Source organism: Pseudomonas resinovorans NBRC 106553, from assembly GCF_000412695.1.
In the GTDB taxonomy this organism is placed as follows: Bacteria; Pseudomonadota; Gammaproteobacteria; order Pseudomonadales; family Pseudomonadaceae; genus Metapseudomonas; species Metapseudomonas resinovorans_A.
Genome location: NC_021499.1, coordinates 1182291 through 1200204, shown reverse-complemented (window position 1 = coordinate 1200204; position 17914 = coordinate 1182291). Strand labels below are relative to the sequence as shown.

General features: G+C 67.2%; 13 protein-coding genes. 10 read left to right on the top strand and 3 right to left on the bottom strand.

The window, feature by feature from the left end; translation table 11 throughout:
* The first annotated feature begins 119 nt into the window (after positions 1–119).
* The 7 genes from PCA10_RS05555 to PCA10_RS05525 all read left to right on the top strand — a co-directional run bounded on the left by PCA10_RS05555 (position 120) and on the right by PCA10_RS05525 (position 8340).
* On the top strand, positions 120–1607 hold the full coding sequence (locus tag PCA10_RS05555; RefSeq protein WP_016491053.1) for a leucyl aminopeptidase: 1488 nt from the start codon (positions 120–122) through the stop codon (positions 1605–1607).
* Complete coding sequence (locus PCA10_RS05550; RefSeq protein WP_016491052.1) at positions 1604–2020, top strand: DNA polymerase III subunit chi; 417 nt, start codon at positions 1604–1606, stop codon at positions 2018–2020. The genes PCA10_RS05555 and PCA10_RS05550 overlap by 4 nt, the downstream gene beginning before the upstream one ends.
* Before the next feature lie 12 nt (positions 2021–2032).
* A complete protein-coding gene (locus PCA10_RS05545; RefSeq protein ID WP_016491051.1) occupies positions 2033–2533 on the top strand; it encodes a hypothetical protein in 501 nt (166 codons plus the stop codon).
* A gap of 120 nt (positions 2534–2653) precedes the next feature.
* The gene (locus PCA10_RS05540) at positions 2654–5503 is read left to right on the top strand and encodes a valine--tRNA ligase (RefSeq protein WP_016491050.1); all 2850 of its coding nucleotides are present in this window, start codon (positions 2654–2656) and stop codon (positions 5501–5503) included.
* Positions 5504–5568: 65 nt separating this feature from the next.
* Positions 5569–5865, top strand: coding sequence for a winged helix-turn-helix domain-containing protein (locus tag PCA10_RS05535; RefSeq protein ID WP_016491049.1), 297 nt, complete (start codon positions 5569–5571; stop codon positions 5863–5865).
* Positions 5866–5906: 41 nt separating this feature from the next.
* The gene (locus PCA10_RS05530; protein WP_016491048.1) at positions 5907–7736 is read left to right on the top strand and encodes an SLC13 family permease; all 1830 of its coding nucleotides are present in this window, start codon (positions 5907–5909) and stop codon (positions 7734–7736) included.
* A 34-nt stretch (positions 7737–7770) separates the two neighbouring features.
* Positions 7771–8340: a VTT domain-containing protein gene (locus PCA10_RS05525; protein ID WP_016491047.1), complete on the top strand. Its 570-nt coding sequence runs from the start codon at positions 7771–7773 to the stop codon at positions 8338–8340.
* A gap of 13 nt (positions 8341–8353) precedes the next feature.
* Here the strand turns inward: PCA10_RS05525 and PCA10_RS05520 are convergent, their stop codons facing one another.
* Entirely contained in the window at positions 8354–9409 is a 1056-nt protein-coding gene (locus PCA10_RS05520; protein ID WP_016491046.1) for an ABC transporter substrate-binding protein, read from the bottom strand.
* Between the two features lie 174 nt (positions 9410–9583).
* Here PCA10_RS05520 and rlmF point away from each other — a divergent pair, with 174 nt between their 5' ends.
* The gene (gene rlmF, locus PCA10_RS05515) at positions 9584–10570 is read left to right on the top strand and encodes a 23S rRNA (adenine(1618)-N(6))-methyltransferase RlmF (protein ID WP_041770535.1); all 987 of its coding nucleotides are present in this window, start codon (positions 9584–9586) and stop codon (positions 10568–10570) included.
* A gap of 113 nt (positions 10571–10683) precedes the next feature.
* Here rlmF and PCA10_RS05510 read toward each other — a convergent pair whose 3' ends face one another.
* The gene (locus PCA10_RS05510; RefSeq protein WP_016491044.1) at positions 10684–14121 is read right to left on the bottom strand and encodes an AAA family ATPase; all 3438 of its coding nucleotides are present in this window, start codon (positions 14119–14121) and stop codon (positions 10684–10686) included.
* Positions 14118–15338 (bottom strand): exonuclease subunit SbcD, encoded by a 1221-nt coding sequence (gene sbcD / locus PCA10_RS05505; RefSeq protein ID WP_016491043.1) that lies wholly within the window; start codon positions 15336–15338, stop codon positions 14118–14120. The genes PCA10_RS05510 and sbcD overlap by 4 nt, the downstream gene beginning before the upstream one ends.
* Before the next feature lie 110 nt (positions 15339–15448).
* Here sbcD and PCA10_RS05500 point away from each other — a divergent pair, with 110 nt between their 5' ends.
* Positions 15449–16783: a TAXI family TRAP transporter solute-binding subunit gene (locus PCA10_RS05500; protein ID WP_016491042.1), complete on the top strand. Its 1335-nt coding sequence runs from the start codon at positions 15449–15451 to the stop codon at positions 16781–16783.
* Positions 16784–16844: 61 nt separating this feature from the next.
* Positions 16845–17852, top strand: coding sequence for a nucleoid-associated protein YejK (yejK, locus tag PCA10_RS05495; RefSeq protein WP_016491041.1), 1008 nt, complete (start codon positions 16845–16847; stop codon positions 17850–17852).
* The last annotated feature ends 62 nt before the right edge of the window (positions 17853–17914 follow it).

Sequence of the window (17914 nt, the reverse complement as noted above, 5' to 3'; positions counted from 1 at the left end):
CAGGCTCGGGCGGCTACGCTCAAACTAGCCGCTTTATGGCCAGCCCGCCTGTTGACGGGCCACTGAAAAAATAGCCGGCATTATCTTCCAATACCGGCTCTTTGTCTTGGGGACACATCATGGAATTCCTCGTCAAAAGCGCCCGTCCGGAAACCCTGAAAACCGCCACCCTGGTCGTCGCCATCGGCGAAGGACGCAAGCTCGGCGAAGCCGCCAAGGCCGTGGACGCCGCTGCCGGCGGTGCCATCACCACCCTGCTCAAGCGTGGCGACCTGGCCGGCAAGGCGGGCCAGACCCTGCTCCTGCACAGCCTCCCCAACCTCAAGGCCGAACGCGTGCTTCTGGTCGGTGCAGGCAAGGAGCGCGAACTATCTGACCGCCAGTTCCGCAAAATGATCGCCGCCGTGAACGGCGCCCTCAAAGGCCTCGGCGGCAGCGACGCCACCCTGGCCCTGGACGAACTGGTCGTTAAGGGCCGCGATGCCTATGGCAAGGCCCGCCTGATGGTGGAAACCCTGGCCGACGGCGGCTACGTCTTCGACCGTTTCAAGAGCCAGAAGGCCGACCCCAAGGCTCTGAAGAAGATCACCCTGCTGGTGGACAAGGCCGCCCAGGCCGACGTGGAGCGCGGCAGCCTGCACGCCCAGGCCATCGCCAACGGCATGGCCTTCACCCGCGATCTGGGCAACCTGCCGCCGAACCTCTGCCACCCGAGCTTCATCGCCGAAGAGGCCAAGGCCATGGCGAAGGAGCACAAGAACCTCAAGGTCGAGGTACTGGACGAGAAGAAACTCAAGGAACTGGGCGCTGGCGCCTTCCTCGCCGTGGCCCAGGGCAGCGAGCAGCCGCCGCGGATGATCGTGCTCAACTACCAGGGCGGCAAGAAGGACGACAAACCCTTCGCCCTGGTGGGCAAGGGCATCACCTTCGACACCGGCGGCATCAGCATCAAGCCGGCGGCCGGCATGGATGAAATGAAGTACGACATGTGCGGCGCCGCCAGCGTGCTCGGGACCTTCCGCGCCCTGCTGGAGATGCAGCTGCCGATCAACGTCGTCGGCCTGCTGGCCTGCGCCGAGAACATGCCCAGCGGCCGCGCCACCCGCCCCGGCGACATCGTCACCACCATGAGCGGGCAGACGGTGGAGATCCTCAACACCGACGCCGAAGGCCGCCTGGTACTGTGCGACACCCTCACCTACGCCGAACGCTTCAAGCCCCAGGCGGTGATCGATATCGCCACCCTCACCGGCGCCTGCATCGTCGCCCTGGGCAGCAACACCTCTGGCCTGATGGGCAACAACGACACCCTGGTCAAGCAGATCCTCAAGGCCGGCGAATACGCCGATGACCGCGCCTGGCAGCTGCCGCTGTTCGACGAATACCAGGAGCAGCTGGACAGCCCCTTCGCCGACATCGCCAATATCGGCGGCCCCAAGGCCGGCACCATCACCGCGGGCTGCTTCCTGTCGCGCTTCGCCAAGAAATTCCACTGGGCGCACCTCGACATCGCCGGTACCGCCTGGATCAGTGGCGGCAAGGATAAAGGCGCCACCGGCCGTCCGGTGCCCCTGCTCACCCAGTACCTGCTGGATCGCGTCAAGTGAGGATAGAGTTCTACGTGCTGTCCTCGGCCAACCCGGCGGACCGCCTGCGCGCGGCCTGCCAGTTGGCCGCCAAGGGCTGGCGGCATGGGCTGCCGGTCCTGCTGCGCTGCACCGACGCCGCCCAGCGCGAAGCGCTGGACCAGCTGCTATGGACCTTCCGCGCCGAAAGCTTCATTCCCCACAGCCTGATCGAGGACGATGCCAACGCCCCGGTGGTGCTGGCCCTGGACGAAGAGCCCGACGTCCAGCAAGGCCTGCTGATCAATCTCGCGTCGAACATCTCGCCCCATGTCGAGCGTTTCAGCCGCGTCATCGAGATCGTCAACCAGGAACCCGATCTACTTGCCGCCTGCCGGGAGAATTTCCGCACCTACCGGCAGCGGGGCTATGATCCGAAACGAGTCGAACTCTAGCCGTACTGCCCCATGGATACCCCAAAGCCTCCCCCCAAGCCGGCGCACCTGCTGGACGACCTCGAATCCATCCGGGCCCTGCTCGGCGATGACCTCGGCGACGTAGAACCGCCGCTGCTCACCGACAGCCTGGACCCCGACAGCATCCCGCTGCTGTCCGACATAGTCGCGCCCGCGCCGACGGCACCGACCGCCCCCGTGACGCAGCAGCCACCCCAGGCCGAGCTGCCGTTGCCGGCGAGCCCTGCCGCGCCCACGCCGACAGTCGCCGCCGAGCCGATTCCAGCGCCAGCTCCGGCGCCGCAATCCAACCAGCCCATGGCCGACGCCATTCGCCAGCGCATGACGCCCGCCGGCAACCCCGAACTGCTGCGCCTGGACAACGAACTGCGCGCCGCCGCCCAGCTGATCCTGCAAGACGTGATCGACGACTTCGTGCCGCAGATCGAAGCCGAGCTCAAGCGCCGCCTCGACGCCCGCCTCACCCGCCTGCTGCCGCCCCGCCGGCAGTAATGCACCGCGCCCGGAACCAACCGGGCGCCGCCGACAACGCACGCCAATTCTTTCCCCGGCCGGTTACCGTTATACTCTCCGGTTTTCCCGTTCAGTTGCCTCTAGGGTCCCCGCCGAACCATGGACAAGACCTACCAGCCCCACGCCATCGAGACTTCCTGGTACCAGACCTGGGAGTCGAATAACTATTTCGCCCCGCAAGGTTCCGGCGAGTCCTACACCATCATGATCCCGCCGCCGAACGTGACCGGCAGCCTGCACATGGGTCATGGTTTCAACAACGCGATCATGGACGCCCTGATCCGCTACCGCCGCATGCAGGGTCGCAACACCCTGTGGCAGCCGGGCACCGACCACGCCGGCATCGCCACCCAGATGGTGGTGGAGCGCCAGCTGGCCGCCCAGGGCGTCAGCCGCCACGACCTCGGCCGCGAGAAGTTCCTCGACAAGGTCTGGGAATGGAAGGAACAGTCCGGCGGCACCATCACCCGCCAGATCCGCCGCCTCGGCTCCTCCGTGGACTGGACGCGCGAGCGTTTCACCATGGACGACGGCCTTTCCGAAGCGGTCAAGGAAGCCTTCGTGCGCCTGCATGAAGACGGCCTGATCTACCGCGGCAAGCGCCTGGTCAACTGGGATACCAAGTTCCACACCGCCATCTCCGACCTCGAAGTGGAAAACCACGACGAGAAAGGCAGCCTGTGGAACCTGCGTTATCCGCTGGCCGACGGTCACAAGACCGCCGACGGCAAGGACTACCTGATAGTCGCCACCACCCGTCCGGAAACCATGCTCGGCGACGCCGCCGTGGCCGTGCACCCGGAAGACGAGCGCTACAAGGCCCTGATCGGCACCTTCGTCGAGCTGCCCCTGGTGGGCCGCCGCATCCCGATCATCGCCGACGACTACTGCGACCCCGAGTTCGGCACCGGCTGCGTGAAGATCACCCCGGCCCACGACTTCAACGACTATGAAGTCGGCAAGCGCCACAACCTGCCGCTGCTCAACATCTTCGACAAGAACGCCGCCGTGCTCGCCAGCGCCCAGGTGTTCAACCTCGACGGCAGCGTCAACGACCAGCTGGACGCCAGCCTGCCCGCGCAGTTCGCCGGCCTGGACCGCTTCGAGGCGCGCAAGCAGATCGTCGCCGCCTTCGAACAGCTCGGCCTGCTGGAGAAGATCGAAGACCACGCACTGAAAGTGCCCAAGGGCGACCGCTCCGGAACCGTCATCGAGCCCTGGCTGACCGACCAGTGGTACGTCTCCACCAAGCCCCTGGCCGAGCCGGCCATCGCCGCAGTGGAAGACGGCCGCATCCAGTTCGTGCCCAAGCAGTACGAGAACATGTACTTCTCCTGGATGCGCGACATCCAGGACTGGTGCATCAGCCGCCAGCTCTGGTGGGGCCACCGCATCCCGGCCTGGTACGACGACGCCGGCAACGTCTATGTCGGCCGCGACGAAGCCGAAGTGCGCGCCAAGCACAACCTGGGTGACCAGCCGCTGCGCCAGGACGAAGACGTGCTGGACACCTGGTTCAGCTCCGGCCTGTGGACCTTCTCCACCCTCGGCTGGCCCGAGCAGACGGACTTCCTCAAGACCTTCCACCCCACCGATGTGCTGGTTACCGGCTTCGACATCATCTTCTTCTGGGTGGCCCGCATGATCATGCTGACCATGCACCTGGTGAAGAACGAAGACGGCAGCGCCCAGGTTCCGTTCAAGACCGTCTACGTCCACGGCCTGGTGCGCGACTCCCAGGGCCACAAGATGTCCAAGTCCAAGGGCAACGTCCTGGACCCGCTGGACATCGTCGACGGCATCGACCTCGACACCCTGCTGGAAAAACGCACCAGCGGCATGATGCAACCCAAGCTCGCCGAGAAGATCGCCAAGCAGACCAAGGCTGAATTCCCCGAGGGCATCAACAGCTACGGCACCGACGCCCTGCGCTTCACCTTCCTCTCGCTGGCCTCCACCGGCCGCGACGTGAAGTTCGACATGGGCCGCGTCGAGGGTTACCGCAACTTCTGCAACAAGCTGTGGAACGCCGCCAACTTCGTCATCGAGAACACCGATGGCCAGGACACCGGCATCAACGACGAGCCTGTCGAACTGTCCTCCGTGGACCGCTGGATCATCTCCGCCCTGCAGCGCACCGAAGGCGAAGTCGCCCGCCACCTCGATGGCTTCCGCTTCGACCTGGCCGCCCAGACCCTCTACGAGTTCATCTGGGACCAGTACTGCGCCTGGTACCTGGAGCTGGTCAAGCCGGTACTCTGGGACGAGAACGCTCCCATCGAGCGCCAGCGCGGCACCCGCCGTACCCTGATCCGCGTGCTGGAAGTGGCCCTGCGCCTGGCGCACCCCTTCATGCCCTTCATCACCGAAGAGATCTGGCAGCGCATCAAGGGCCAGGCCGGCAAGAGCGGCGACACCCTGATGCTGCAACCCTGGCCGATGCCGGTCGCGGAGCGCATTGACGCCGCCGCCGAAGGCGACATCGAGTGGGTCAAGGCGCTGATGCTCGGCGTGCGGCAGATCCGTGGCGAGATGAACATCTCCATGGCCAAGCGCATCGACATCATCCTCGCCAACGCCAACGACGAAGACCGTCGTCGCCTGGCCGACAACGAACCGCTGCTGAAGAAGCTGGCCAAGCTGGAAACCATCCGCGTCCTGGCCGCTGGCGAAGAAGCACCGATGTCCGCCACCGCCCTGGTCGGCGACATGCAGGTGCTGGTGCCCATGGCCGGCCTGATCGACAAGGACGCCGAACTGGCCCGCCTGGACAAGGAAATCCAGCGTCTGGACGGCGAAGTGAAGCGCGTCGGCGGCAAGCTCGGCAACGAAGGCTTCGTCGCCAAGGCCCCGGCCGATGTGATCGAGAAAGAACGGGCCAAGCTGGCCGAGGCCGAACAGGCCCTGGCCAACCTGACCGAACAGCGCGGGCGCATCGCCAGCCTGTAATGCCCACAAGGCCCGCCACTCGGCGGGCCTTGTTCGTTATGCGCCAAGCACAGCAAGGACCTCCCATGGAAACCAGCAAGACCAAGACCAGCTTCTACCGCCGCCTCTACGTCGCCTGGCTGATCGATAGCGGCACCGCCGCCAGCGTCCCGGCGCTGATGGAGGCCACCGGCATGCCGCGGCGCACCGCCCAGGACACCCTCCTGGCCCTGGCCGACCTGGATATCGACTGCCACTTCGAGCAGACCGAGGGGGAGCGCAACAACGCCGGCCACTATGTCATCCGCGACTGGGGCGCCATCGACAAACGCTGGATCGCCGCTAACCTGCATCAGATCAAGGCTGTCTTGGGTTACCCCTGAAAGACTGCTGCTCCCCATAGAGGAACCTTCGGGAGTAACGCTTGAATCACGAATTGCTCTGGGTGTTGGCCCTGCTTCTGGCCGCGGTCACCCTGTTCATCCTCAACAAGCCGCGCATGGATGTGGTCGCGCTGCTGGTGATAGTCGCCCTGCCGCTGACCGGCGTGCTCGAGATCCGCGACACCCTGGCCGGGTTCAGCGACCCCAGCGTGGTGCTGATCGCCGCCCTCTTCGTCATCGGCGACGGCCTGGTGCGCACCGGCATCGCCTATCGCCTGGGGGACTGGCTGGTGGCCACGGCCGGCAGCAGCGAGACCCGCCTGCTGGTACTGCTGATGGTGTCCGCCGCCGGCCTCGGCTCGGTGATGAGTTCCACCGGCGTGGTGGCGATCTTCATCCCCGTTGCCCTGGGGGTCGCGGCAAAACTGAAGATCTCCCCCGCGCGCCTGATGATGCCCCTGGCCTTCGCCGGGCTGATCAGCGGCATGCTGACCCTGGTGGCCACCGCGCCCAACCTGGTGGTGCACAGCGAACTGCGCCGCGCCGGCCTGGAGGGCTTCGGCTTCTTCAGCCTGACCCCCGTGGGCCTGGTGGTGCTGGCCCTGGGCGTGGTCTACATGCTGCTGACCCGGCACTGGCTGGCCCGCCCCAAGAAGGACGCCGAGGGCAGCGCGCCACGCCTGACCCTGTCCGACCTGGCCACCGCCTACCGCCTTCACGAGCGGGAACGACGCCTGAAGGTGCGCGCCGACTCGCCCCTGGCGCGCCAGGCGCTCAACGAACTGGAGCTGCGCAGCCAGTACGGCATCAACGTGATCGCCGTGGAGCGCCACCAGCGTTTTCGCAACCTGCTGCTAATGGCCACCGGCCACACAATGCTGGAACCCGGCGACGTGTTGCTGGTGGACCTCGCCAGCCCGGCCATCGCCCTGCTCGGCGCCTACCAGGAACTGGGCCTGGAACCCCTGCCCCTGGCCTCCTCCTACTACAGCCTGCACGCCCGCCAACTGGGACTGGCCGAAGTGGCCCTGCCACCGGAGTCGAAACTCCCGGGTAAGACTATCCAGGAACTGGGTTTCCGCAGCCGGTACAACCTCAACGTGGTCGGTGTGCGCCGTCATGGCAAGGCATTGGAAGGGGTGCTGGTGGACGAGAAGCTCAAGGCGTCCGACACCCTGCTGGTGGCCGGCGAATGGAAATGCATCCACCAGCTACAAGGCCAGAGCCGCGACTTCCTCGTGCTCAGCCTGCCCGCCGAGGTGGACGAAGTAGCCCCCACCGCACGCAAGGCCCCCTACGCCCTGCTCAGCCTGGCGGTGATGATCCTGCTGATGGTCACGGGCTGGGTACCCAACGTGATGGCCGCGTTGATCGGCTGCCTGCTGATGGGCGCCTTCCGTTGCATCGACCTGGACAGCGCCTACCGCGCCATCCACTGGCCGACGCTGATCCTCATCGTCGGCATGCTGCCCTTCGCCCAGGCGCTGCAGCAGACCGGCGGCATCGACATCGCGGTGAAGGGGCTGGTGGCGGTGCTGGGCGAGGCTGGGCCCTACGCCATCCTCGCCACCCTGTTCATCGTCACCGCGCTGATCGGCCTGTTCATCTCCAACACCGCCACCGCCGTGCTCATGGCCCCGGTGGCCATCGCCACGGCCCAGGAACTGGGCGCCTCGCCCTACCCCTTCGCGATGATCGTCGCGCTGGCGGCCTCGGCTGCCTTCATGACACCGATTTCCTCGCCGGTGAACACCCTGGTGGTAGGTCCCGGCCAGTACAGCTTCTTCGACTTCGTCAAGGTGGGCGTGCCCCTCACCCTGTTGGTGATGGTGGTCAGCGTGCTGATAGTGCCGCTGGTTTTCCCGCTTTGAATTCCACAGTAGACACCGACACCCGAGTCCCTACATGTACAAATACCGTCGCCTGCTGCTCGCAGCCCTGTTCCTCGTCATATTGCTGCTGGCCGTGGAACTCAGCGGCCTGCGGGAAAACCTGAACCTGCGCTACCTCACCGACATCCTGATGGAGAACAAGGTCAAGGGCCTGATCGTCTTCGCCCTGCTGTTCGCCCTGGGCAACCTTATCCACATCCCCGGCTGGATCTTCCTCGCCGCCGCCGTGATCGCCCTCGGTCGCGGCTGGGGCGGCCTGGCCACCTACCTCGCGGGGACGTTCTCCTGCTGCACCACCTTCGCCCTGGTCCGCATGATCGGCGGCGACGCCCTGCGCGAACCGGACTTCAAGATCGCGCAACGCATCCTGGCCCACCTCGACCGCCGCCCGGTGGCCGTCATCACCCTGCTGCGGGTGCTGTTCCAGACGGTGCCGCCGCTCAACTACGCCCTCAGCCTCAGCGGCGTGCGCTTTCGCCACTACCTCCTCGGCACCCTGCTCGGCCTGCCGCTGCCGATCGCGGTCTACTGCCTGCTGTTCGACTACCTCATCACGGTAACGAACCTGACCGGGGCGGCGTGAGCCCAGCCCGAGGCTAAAGCCCTGTCCGGGCCAGGGACTTGATGCGCTCCTTCTCATTGGGCAGGAAGCCAGCATCGAAGACCTCCTCCACCGTGGGAGTACGGGGTAACCCCTTGACCTCGACCAGGAGGGCGATCAGCCGCCGCAGCCGTGCTTCGTCCACCGCGCCGATGCCCAGGCGGGCGCCTTCGGGGTGCGCCATCTCAGTGGCCAGAGTGCCCATCAGGCGTTGCCTGTCGATTTCCCGCGAGGCGTCTGGCGCGCGCTTGAGCAGCGCATCCATGGCCACTTCCGGGTCGGCCAGGGTAGCGGCCAGGCCACGGTTCGCGCCCAGCACCAGGGCACGCACGGCAGCCTTGTCGCCGTCGTACAGCTCACGGGTGACGAACAGCGTATTGCCGTACATGTCCGGCAGGTGCTCGGCGTAGGTGAGGAAGCGCAGTTGCTCGGGCCGCACGCCATGGTGGGCCGAGGTGGCGATGAGGGTGTTGACGAAACCGAACATGGCTTGCGGGCCCCGCCCCTCGACCATGGCCTTCACCTGGGCCCCCATCTCGGTGGAGTCCTCGAGCAGGGTGACGCTGCCGGCATCCAGCCCCGTGGCCCGGGCGAACAGGTCGAAGGTGAGCATGGCGGAATCGCCAGGGTGTCCCCAGATGCGCAGGCCGGCCAGGTCTCGTGGCCGCAGGATCGGCCCGGCAGACGGCACCACGATGGTGAACGGCACGCTGTTGAAGGTCGTGTACACGGCAACGGGCCCCTGGCCCGGCGCCGAGCGGGCGATGCGCTCGATCAGGCTGCTCATGTCGCCATAACCGGCGTCGTACTCGCCATCGCGCACCAGCGGCACCACCCTTGAGGCCCCCTCGCCCGGGCTGAACCGCGGATTCACGCCCGCGTCCCGGAAGTAACCGCGCTCCTCGGCCAACAGGAAGAAGGCCACCGGTCCGGAAAAACTGGTGTTCAGCAGTACGTTCAAAGACCTTGCCGGCGGGTCGGCGGCCTGCGCCTGCAAGGCGCAGGCGAACAGCAGGGCGGATAGGGCGATGCCCTTGGCAATGGCGATCATGGCGTGTGTCCTTGGCTGATTCGTGGACCGACGCAGTCTTAGCACCCTGCCCGCCCATGGGCAGGCGCCTGCGCTGATACGCCCTATCAGCGAACGCGCCATGCCACCCGAATCCCCACTCCCGGCCCGGCCTGTGGGAAAATGCCGCGCCTTCACCTGCCGATGCCCGCCACCATGCCGCAACCGCCCAAGCGCCCCCGCCCCGCCACCGCCAAGCCGCCCGCCGCCAAGGGGCAGTTGCACCCGCGCAACCGCCACCAGGGCCGCTACGACTTTCCCCAGCTGATCCAGGGCAGCCCGGAGCTGGCGCGCTTCGTCATCATCAATCCCTACGGCAAGGAGAGCATCGACTTCGCCGACCCGGAGGCGGTCAAGGTGTTCAACCGTGCCCTGCTGCGGCAGTTCTACGGCATCCGCCACTGGGATATCCCCGCCGGCTACCTGTGCCCGCCCATTCCCGGCCGCGCCGACTACCTGCACGGCCTGGCCGACCTGCTGGCCGTGGCGAACGACGGGCAGATCCCGCGCGGCAAGGGCATCCAGGCGCTGGACATAGGCGTGGGCGCCAACTGCATCTACCCGCTCATCGGCCATAGCGAGTACGGCTGGCACTTCACCGGCACCGACATCGACGGCACCGCCCTGGGTTCGGCACGCGCCATCGTCCAGTCCAACCAATTGGGCGAGGCCATCGAACTGCGCCAGCAAGCCGAGCCGCGCCATATCTTCAAGGGCCTGATCGCCCCGGGCGAACGCTTCGACCTGACCCTGTGCAACCCGCCCTTCCACGCCTCTCTGGAAGAAGCCACCCGTGGCAGCCAGCGCAAGTGGAAGAACCTCGGCAAGCTCGACCCCAAACGCAAGCTGCCGGTGCTGAACTTCGGCGGCCAGGGCGCGGAGCTCTGGTGCGTTGGCGGCGAAGCCGGGTTCCTGCAGCGGATGGTGGACGAGAGCCTGCAGTTCAAGGAGCAGGTGCTCTGGTTCAGCAGCCTGGTCTCCAAGGGCGCCAACCTGGCCGGCGTGGAAGCCCGCCTGCGCCGCAGCGATGCCGTGGAGGTACAGGTGGTGGACATGGCCCAGGGCCAGAAGCAGAGCCGCTTCGTGGCCTGGACCTTCCTCGACGCGGCCCAGCGCGAGGCCTGGCGCAGGGCGCGCTGGTAAACCGGGCCCGGGGACGACCGTAGGGGCGAATTCATTCGCCATGCAGGCCGCAGGCCTGCCCCACACGCATCGGAGAGGGGTGGCCATGCCACCCTTGGCGAATGAATTCGCCCCTACAAGGTGATGCTACCCACCGCGAAGCACCCATCCAGCCGGCTGTAGCCCATGCCCACGCCCTTGTGGACCTTGAGCTGCACCGGGATGCGCTCCTTCAGCGCTTCCACATGGCTGATCACGCCGATCATCTTGCCGCTGGCGTTCAGCGCATCCAGGGCGTCGAGGGCCACTTCCAGTGTCTCGCCATCCAGGGTGCCGAAACCTTCGTCGAGGAACAGCGAATCGATGCTGGTCTTGTGGCTGACCAGGTCGGACAGCGCCAATGCCAGTGCCAGGCTGACCAGGAAGCTCTCGCCGCCGGACAGTGTCTTGCAATCGCGGACCACATCGCCCTGCCAGGTATCCATCACTTCCAGCTCCAGTTCACCGCCCTGGCGCCGGGCCAGCTGGTAACGGCCATGCAGCCGTTGCAGCTGCAGGTTGGCCAGGTGCACCAGGTGATCCAGGGTCAGGCCCTGGGCGAACTTGCGGTACTTGGCGCCATCGGCCGAGCCCACCAGCCCGTTGAAGCGTTGCCAGAGGTCGTACTCGGCCTCCTGCCGAGCGATCTCGGCGAACAGCGCCTGCTGGCTCTGCCGGCGCTGTTCGTCGCCGCTGAGCTGGGCGCGGATTTCGCCCTGGCGCAGACTCAGCTCGCGCGTGCGCTCGCCCAGCGCCTGCCATTCGGCCTCCAACCGCTCGCGATCCAGTTCGCTCTGGGGCGCGGCCTGCAGGCGCTCGACCTGGCCCCTTGCATCCGCCAACAGGGCCCCGGCATCGCCCAGCTCGCGCTGCAGGCGCTGCTGCAACGCCTCCAGGGCGAGGCGCTCACCTTCCTCCAGCAGGGCCGCGCGGAAGGCGGCCTCATCCGCGAAGGGGCTTGAGGCCAGGCCCTGGCGCCAGGCGTCCAGGGCGAGCTGCAGCTGGAGGCGGGCCTCCTGGGCCCCTTGTTCCTGGCTGCGCTCGCCGCCCTTGAGCTGGTTGAGGCGCTGCTGCGCGGCATCCAGATCGATCTCCAGCGCCGCGAGCGCGACCTGGGGATCCTCCACCGGCGCCAGCGGCGCTTGGCCGGCCTGACCCGAGGCCTGCCAGCGGCCCTGCCACAGGCGGGCCTGGTCCTGGGCCGTGGCCAGCGCGTGCTGCTGGTCGCGCAACTGGCCTTCCAACTGCTGGCTGACCAGTTGGTCGTGCTGCCATTGCTGCCAGTCGGCTTCGCGCTCGGCGAGCCAGGCATCGCCCGCCACCGGCAGGCTGTAGCCCAGCGGCGCCAGGCTCGCGGCCAGGCCCTCGCGGGCTTCGTGCTGCTGGCCATCCAGCTGCTCCAGGCGCTGGCCGTTGCCCTGTTCCTGCTGGCGCAGGCCGGCGCTGTCCTTCTCCAGCAGGGCGAGCTGGCTGCTGCTGTCCTGCAGGGCCTTGTCCCGTTGCTGGCGCAGGTCGCGGGCCGTGGCCAGGGCGGACTTGAGCTGGTCCAGCCGGGCCAGGCGCTCCTGCAACGCCCGCAGGCGCTCGGCGTGGCCCTGCACTTCGTTCTGCAAGGCGGCGAGGTCCGGCAGTTGCAGCTCCAGCCCCTGGCACAGCTGGCGCCAGCGCTCCAGGTACTCGCTCTGTTCGGCTTCGCCACCGCGCAGGGTTTCATTGAGCTGGGCGACCTGCGCGTCGAGGGCGGCAAGGCGGTTGCTCAGGGTTTCGCCCTGTTGCCGCACCTGGTCCTGGGCGGCCTTGTGCTCGTTCAGCCCCTGCTGGGTCGCTGAGAGGTTGAGCGCCTGGTAGGCGGCGATGGCCGGGTGTTCATGGGAGCCGCACAAGGGGCAGGCTTCGCCCGGCTGCAAAGCGGCGCGATGGGCCTCCAGCTGCTGGATGCGCTGCTCCTGCTCGAGGAGTTTCTCCTTGTCGGCGATCTGTTGCTTGAGTTCGGCGAAGCGCCGGCGCAGGCCGTCGCGCTGCTCGCTGAGGGCTTGCTGCTCCTCCTGCAGCGGTTGCAATTGCTCACGGGCACGGGCCTGCCGCTCGGCCAGTTGCCGGCGTTGCTGGGAAAGCTGCTCCAGGCGTTCCAGCTGGCCGCCACGTTCCAGCAGCTGCTGCCATTGCGCGCGCAGCGCGGCATCGTCCTGGCCGCCGAGCAGCGTATCGAGCCGTGCCTGCGCCTCGGCCTCGGCCTGCCCGGCCTGTCCCTGCTCGACCCTGGCGCGCGCCTGGGCGCTGCGGGCCTGCTCCACGCGAGCTTCCAGCTCGGCACCCTGGCGCTGCAGTTCGGCCTGGGCGCGCCGCAACTCGGCCTGCTCGACCTCGCGCCGGGCCAGGGCGCCGAATTCGGCCCTCCAGGCCCCCAGGTGCTCGCCCAGGCGAGCCCGCTGGGGTTGTTCGGCCAGGCGTTTGTGCAGGGCTTGCCGCTCGTTCTGGAGGCCGTCCAGGGCACTCTGCCGCGCCTGCACCCATTGCTCGCCGAGCTGGGCACCCTGCCAGAGCTGGTCGAGGATGCGTTCGGCCAGGGCCTGCAATTGCTGGCGGGTCAGGCGCAGCTCGTCTTCGCCCTGGTCCAGCCGCTGCCGGGCGCGCTGCCAGTCGAGGTGCAACGGCAACAACTGGCTGGCCGGCGCACTGGCGGCCAGGCGGGCCAGTTGCGGCGCGGCGCCTTCCAGGGCGACGCGGGCCGCCTGCCCCTGGCCCTCGGCGGCTTGCTGGCGGGCCAGGGCCTTGTCCAGCTCGTCGCGCCACTGTCGCTGGCGTTGCAGGTCGGCTTCGCGGGCTTGCAACGCCAGCGCCTGGCCGGCGAGGTCCGTGGCTTCCGCCTGCAGCGCGGTGCGGGCTTCGTCGCTGAGCAGCTCGACGCCCTCGGCGCGAGCCCGCGACTGGTCCAGCGCGGCCTTCACCTCGCGGGTGCGCTCGAATACCCGCTGGGAGATGCGCCCGTAGATTTCCGTGCCGGTCAGCTCCTCCAGCAGCTCGGCGCGCTGGTTGGCGTTGGCCTCGAGGAAGGCGGCGAAACCACCCTGGGCCAGCAGCATGGATTTGGTGAAGCGCTCGAAATCGAGGCCGGTCAGGCTCTCGGTGAGCCGGAGCTTGTCGTTGATCTTGTCGGTGAGGATCTCGCCATCCCGTACCCGTGCCAGCTCCACCTTCGGCGGCTGCAGGCCACCATCGGCCTTGTCACGGGCACGGCGCTGGCTCCAGAACGCTCGATAGCCCTCGCCCTTCACCTCGAACTCGACTTCCGCCAGGCAGTCGGCGGTATGCCGGGTCATGAGTTCGTTGATGCTCGCCGACACCGTGCCCATGCGCGGCGTGCGGTGGTAGAGCGCCAGGCAGATGGCATCCAGCAGCGTGGTCTTGCCGGCGCCGGTGGGGCCGGTGATGGCGAACAGGCCGTTGCCGGCGAAGGGTTCGCCACGGAAATCGATCATCCACTCGCCCTTCAGCGAGTTGAGGTTCTTCAGGCGCAGGCTGAGGATCTTCATGCCTGGTCCTCCCGCAGGTCGGCCAGCACCTGGCGGTGCAGCCCCAGCAGCTCGCGGTGCAGGCCGTCCTCCAGCACCTCGCTTTCCAGGCGTTTGTCGAACACCTCTTCCGGGTTCAGCTCATCCAGGGTTTCCCGTGCCGCGCGCGCAAGGCCGGGCTGGGCGTTGCCGCGTTCGCGGCGAATGCGCAGCACTTCCACCGGCAGGCCCTCGCAGAGCGCGGCGAGGCGCGCCTGCAGGTCGCTGAGGTAGTCGTCGGTGCTCACCAGCACCTCCAGCCACACCGGACGTTCCGGCGTCCCCTCCCGCGTCACCTCGGCCAGCTGCGCCGGCAACTCGTCGAGGCTGCCGCGCACTGAATGCAGGGGCTGGAAACAGGGCACCGGCAGGGCTTCCACCTGGTGCAGGCCAATGCTGTCGAGCTCCACCAGCAGCACTTGTTTCTGCTGCTTCGCCTCATCGAAGGCCAGCGCGATGGGCGAGCCGCAATAGCGGATGTGCTCGAGGCCGCCCACTTTCTGCGGCCTGTGGATATGTCCCAGGGCGATGTAGTCCGCCGCCGGGAACGCGCTGGTTGGGAAGGCCTCGAGGGCGCCGACGTAGATTTCCCGCACCGACTCGCTGGCGCTGGCGCCCACCGTGGTCAGGTGGCCGCTGGCGATGATCGGCAGGCCGCCGCCCAGCTCGTTGCGGCGCTGCTCGGCCAGGGCGAAGAGCTGCTGGTAGTGATCCTGGATCGCCTGCTGCAACGAAAGCTGCTTGTCCGCCGCGCTCTGCCCGGCCTGGCTTTGCAGCACATCGCGCGGGCGGATGAACGGGATCGCGCAGAGGATGGCGCCGGGTTCGCCGTTGCGCCGCTTGAGCACCAGCAGTTGCTGGTCGAGGTCGGTGCCCACCGCCGGCACCACGCGGGTGCCCAATTGCGCCAGCAGGGCGCGGCTCTCGCCGAGCATGGCCACCGAATCATGGTTGCCGGCGAGCACCACCAGGCTGGCGCCGGTATCCAGCAGCTCGACGATGAACTGGTTGTACTGCTCACGGGCGTAACTGGGCGGTGCGCCGGTGTCGAACACATCCCCGGCGATCAGCACCGCATCCACCTGGCGCTCGCGTACCTGCTCGATCAGCCAGCGACAGAAGGCCTGATGTTCGGCCTGGCGGGTCTTGCCCATGAAATGCTGGCCCAGGTGCCAGTCGGAGGTGTGGAGGATGCGCATCGGGGATCACTGCTGCGGAACGGAAATGCCGGCAACCCTGTCATTTCCTTCGCGGCCTGGCAACAACAGAGCCGCTATCCTTGCCCCATACGCTGCACACAGGGAATGACATGCAACGCATCTTCCGCGACATCAAGATCATGCTCCTGGCCAACCTCTGGCTGGTTCCGGTGCTGGCCGCCCTGGTGGGCGCTCTCTTCTACTTCGTCGCGCCGCCGCCGCCCATGCACGCGCGGCTGGCCACGGGCAGCCCCACGGGCGGTTATCACGCGTTCGGCGTGAAGCTCAAGGACGTGCTCGCCAAACAGGGCTTCGCGCTGGAACTGGTGCCCAGTACCGGTTCCCTGGACAACCTGGCCAAACTGCAGAAGGACGAGGTGGAGATCGCCCTGGTGCAGAGCGGCCAGGAGCTCACCCTCAGTACCCATCAGCGCGAACGCCTGCATGGCCTGGGGGTGATGTACCAGGAGCCGCTCTGGCTGTTCAAACGCAAGGAGATGGACATCGACAGCATGGCCGACCTGCTGCAGTTGCGGGTGGCCATCGGCGCGCCGAACAGCGGCACCCGTTCGGTCAGCGAGGCGTTGCTGGCGGCCAACCAGATCAGCCCCGAGCGATTCCCGGTGCAGTGGCAGCCGATCAGCGGCAGCCGCGCGGCCAACGCCCTGCTCGCCGCCGAGCTGGACGCCGGCTTCTTCCTCGGGCCCGCCGAGAGCGCCGTGGTCCAGCGCCTGGCGGCCAGCCCCGAGCTGGACCTGGTGAGCCTGCGCCGCAGCGCCGCCTACCGCGCGCGGCTGCCGTTCCTGACCAAGCTGGAAGTAGGCGAGGGCCTGCTCAACCTATCCAGCAACAGCCCGTCGCGGGATATCCGCACCTTGGCGCCGGTGGCCACCCTGGTGGCCAACGACGAATTCCACCCCTCGCTGACCCCGCTGATCCTCGAAGCGGTCCGTGAGGTGATGCAGGACGGCACCCTACTCGACCCGCCCGGCACCTTCCCCAGCGCCAAGCCGCAGACGCTCAACACCCTCAGCGAAGCCAACTACTACTACGAAAAGGGCCTGCCGATCCTGCAGCGCTACCTGCCCTTCCGCATCGCCTCCCTGGCCGACCGCTACATCATCCTGCTGATCCCGCTGCTGGTGATCATGATCCCGCTGTCCAAGGCCATCGGCCCCATCTACCGCTGGCGCATCCGCGCGCGCATCTACCGCTGGTACAAGTACCTGCGCGAAGTCGACCGCAAGCTGGATGCCAGCACCCCAACGGCCCAGTTGGTCGCCCAGATCGAGGAGCTGGAGACGCTGGAACGACGCCTGGCCAAGGTGGAGGTGCCGCTGTCCTACTCCAACGAGCTGTACGACCTGCACGTGCACCTGCGCTATGTGATCGAACGGCTCCATGCACTGCAGAGACGGCAGGCAGGCCTCGATCAGGTCGGTTAGACTTGCGCTCTTTTCCCGCCGGCGCCCCTCGCGCCGGATGTGCCCCTGAGAGCGAAGATCCATGCCCATCCGCCACTGCATCGTTCACTTCATCGACAAGAAGCCCGACGGCAGCGCCGCCGTACTGCATGCCCGGGATAGCGAACTGGCCGAGTCCCACGCCATGGAGAACCTCCTGGCCGACCTCAACGAGAGCTACAACGCCAAGCAGGGCAAGGCCTGGGGCTTCTTCCACGACGAGTCCGGCGCCTACCCCTTCAGCGGCTGGCTGAAGGAGTACCAGGACGGCGTCCGCGACTTCACCGCCTTCAGCCGCCAGGCCGTCGAGCACCTGCAGAAGCTGATGGAGGAGTCCAACCTCTCCACCGGCGGCCACGTGCTCTTCGCCCATTACCAGCAGGGCATGACCGACTACCTGGCCATCGCCCTGCTGCACCACAGCGAAGGCGTCGCCGTGACCGACTCGCTGGACGTGGCGCCGGCCCGTCACCTGGACCTGGGCCAACTGCACCTGGCGGCGCGGATCAACCTGTCGGAGTGGAAGAACAACCAGCAGTCCAAGCAGTACATCTCCTTCATCAAGGGCAAGAACGGCAAGAAGGTCTCGGACTACTTCCGCGACTTCATCGGCTGCCAGGAAGGCGTCGACCCGCCGAGCGAGACCCGTACCCTGCTCAAGGCCTTCAGCGACTTCGTGGAAAGCGAGGACCTGGCCGAGGAGCAGGCGCGGGAGAAGACCAAGACCCTGGTGGACTACGCCAACACCCAGGCCAAGATGGGCGAGCCGATCACCCTCGACGAGCTCTCCGGCCTGATCGACGAAGACCGTCCGCGCGCCTTCTACGAGCACATCCGCAACAAGGACTACGGCCTGTCCCCGGAGATTCCGCCGGACAAGCGCACCCTCAGCCAGTTCCAGCGCTTCACCGGCCGCGCCGAAGGCCTGTCGATCAGCTTCGAGGCCCACCTGCTGGGCTCGAAGGTCGAATACGACGAAGGCCGCGACATGCTGATCATCCGCCAGCTGCCCACCCAGCTGAAGGATCAGCTGAAACGGCGCAAGGACTGATCCGATACCGAGCGATGCCCCCCAAGGGGGCACAGCCTGCTCCCTGTAGGAGCGAATTCATT

Coding starts and splice junctions, on each gene's coding strand:
- PCA10_RS05525 (WP_016491047.1), top strand. CDS start 7,771: ATGTACAAATACCGTCGCCTGCTGCTCGCAGCCCTGTTCCTCGTCATA.
- rlmF (WP_041770535.1), top strand. CDS start 9,584: ATGCCGCAACCGCCCAAGCGCCCCCGCCCCGCCACCGCCAAGCCGCCC.
- PCA10_RS05545 (WP_016491051.1), top strand. CDS start 2,033: ATGGATACCCCAAAGCCTCCCCCCAAGCCGGCGCACCTGCTGGACGAC.
- PCA10_RS05510 (WP_016491044.1), bottom strand. CDS start 14,121: ATGAAGATCCTCAGCCTGCGCCTGAAGAACCTCAACTCGCTGAAGGGC.
- PCA10_RS05555 (WP_016491053.1), top strand. CDS start 120: ATGGAATTCCTCGTCAAAAGCGCCCGTCCGGAAACCCTGAAAACCGCC.
- sbcD (WP_016491043.1), bottom strand. CDS start 15,338: ATGCGCATCCTCCACACCTCCGACTGGCACCTGGGCCAGCATTTCATG.
- PCA10_RS05540 (WP_016491050.1), top strand. CDS start 2,654: ATGGACAAGACCTACCAGCCCCACGCCATCGAGACTTCCTGGTACCAG.
- PCA10_RS05535 (WP_016491049.1), top strand. CDS start 5,569: ATGGAAACCAGCAAGACCAAGACCAGCTTCTACCGCCGCCTCTACGTC.
- yejK (WP_016491041.1), top strand. CDS start 16,845: ATGCCCATCCGCCACTGCATCGTTCACTTCATCGACAAGAAGCCCGAC.
- PCA10_RS05520 (WP_016491046.1), bottom strand. CDS start 9,409: ATGATCGCCATTGCCAAGGGCATCGCCCTATCCGCCCTGCTGTTCGCC.
- PCA10_RS05500 (WP_016491042.1), top strand. CDS start 15,449: ATGCAACGCATCTTCCGCGACATCAAGATCATGCTCCTGGCCAACCTC.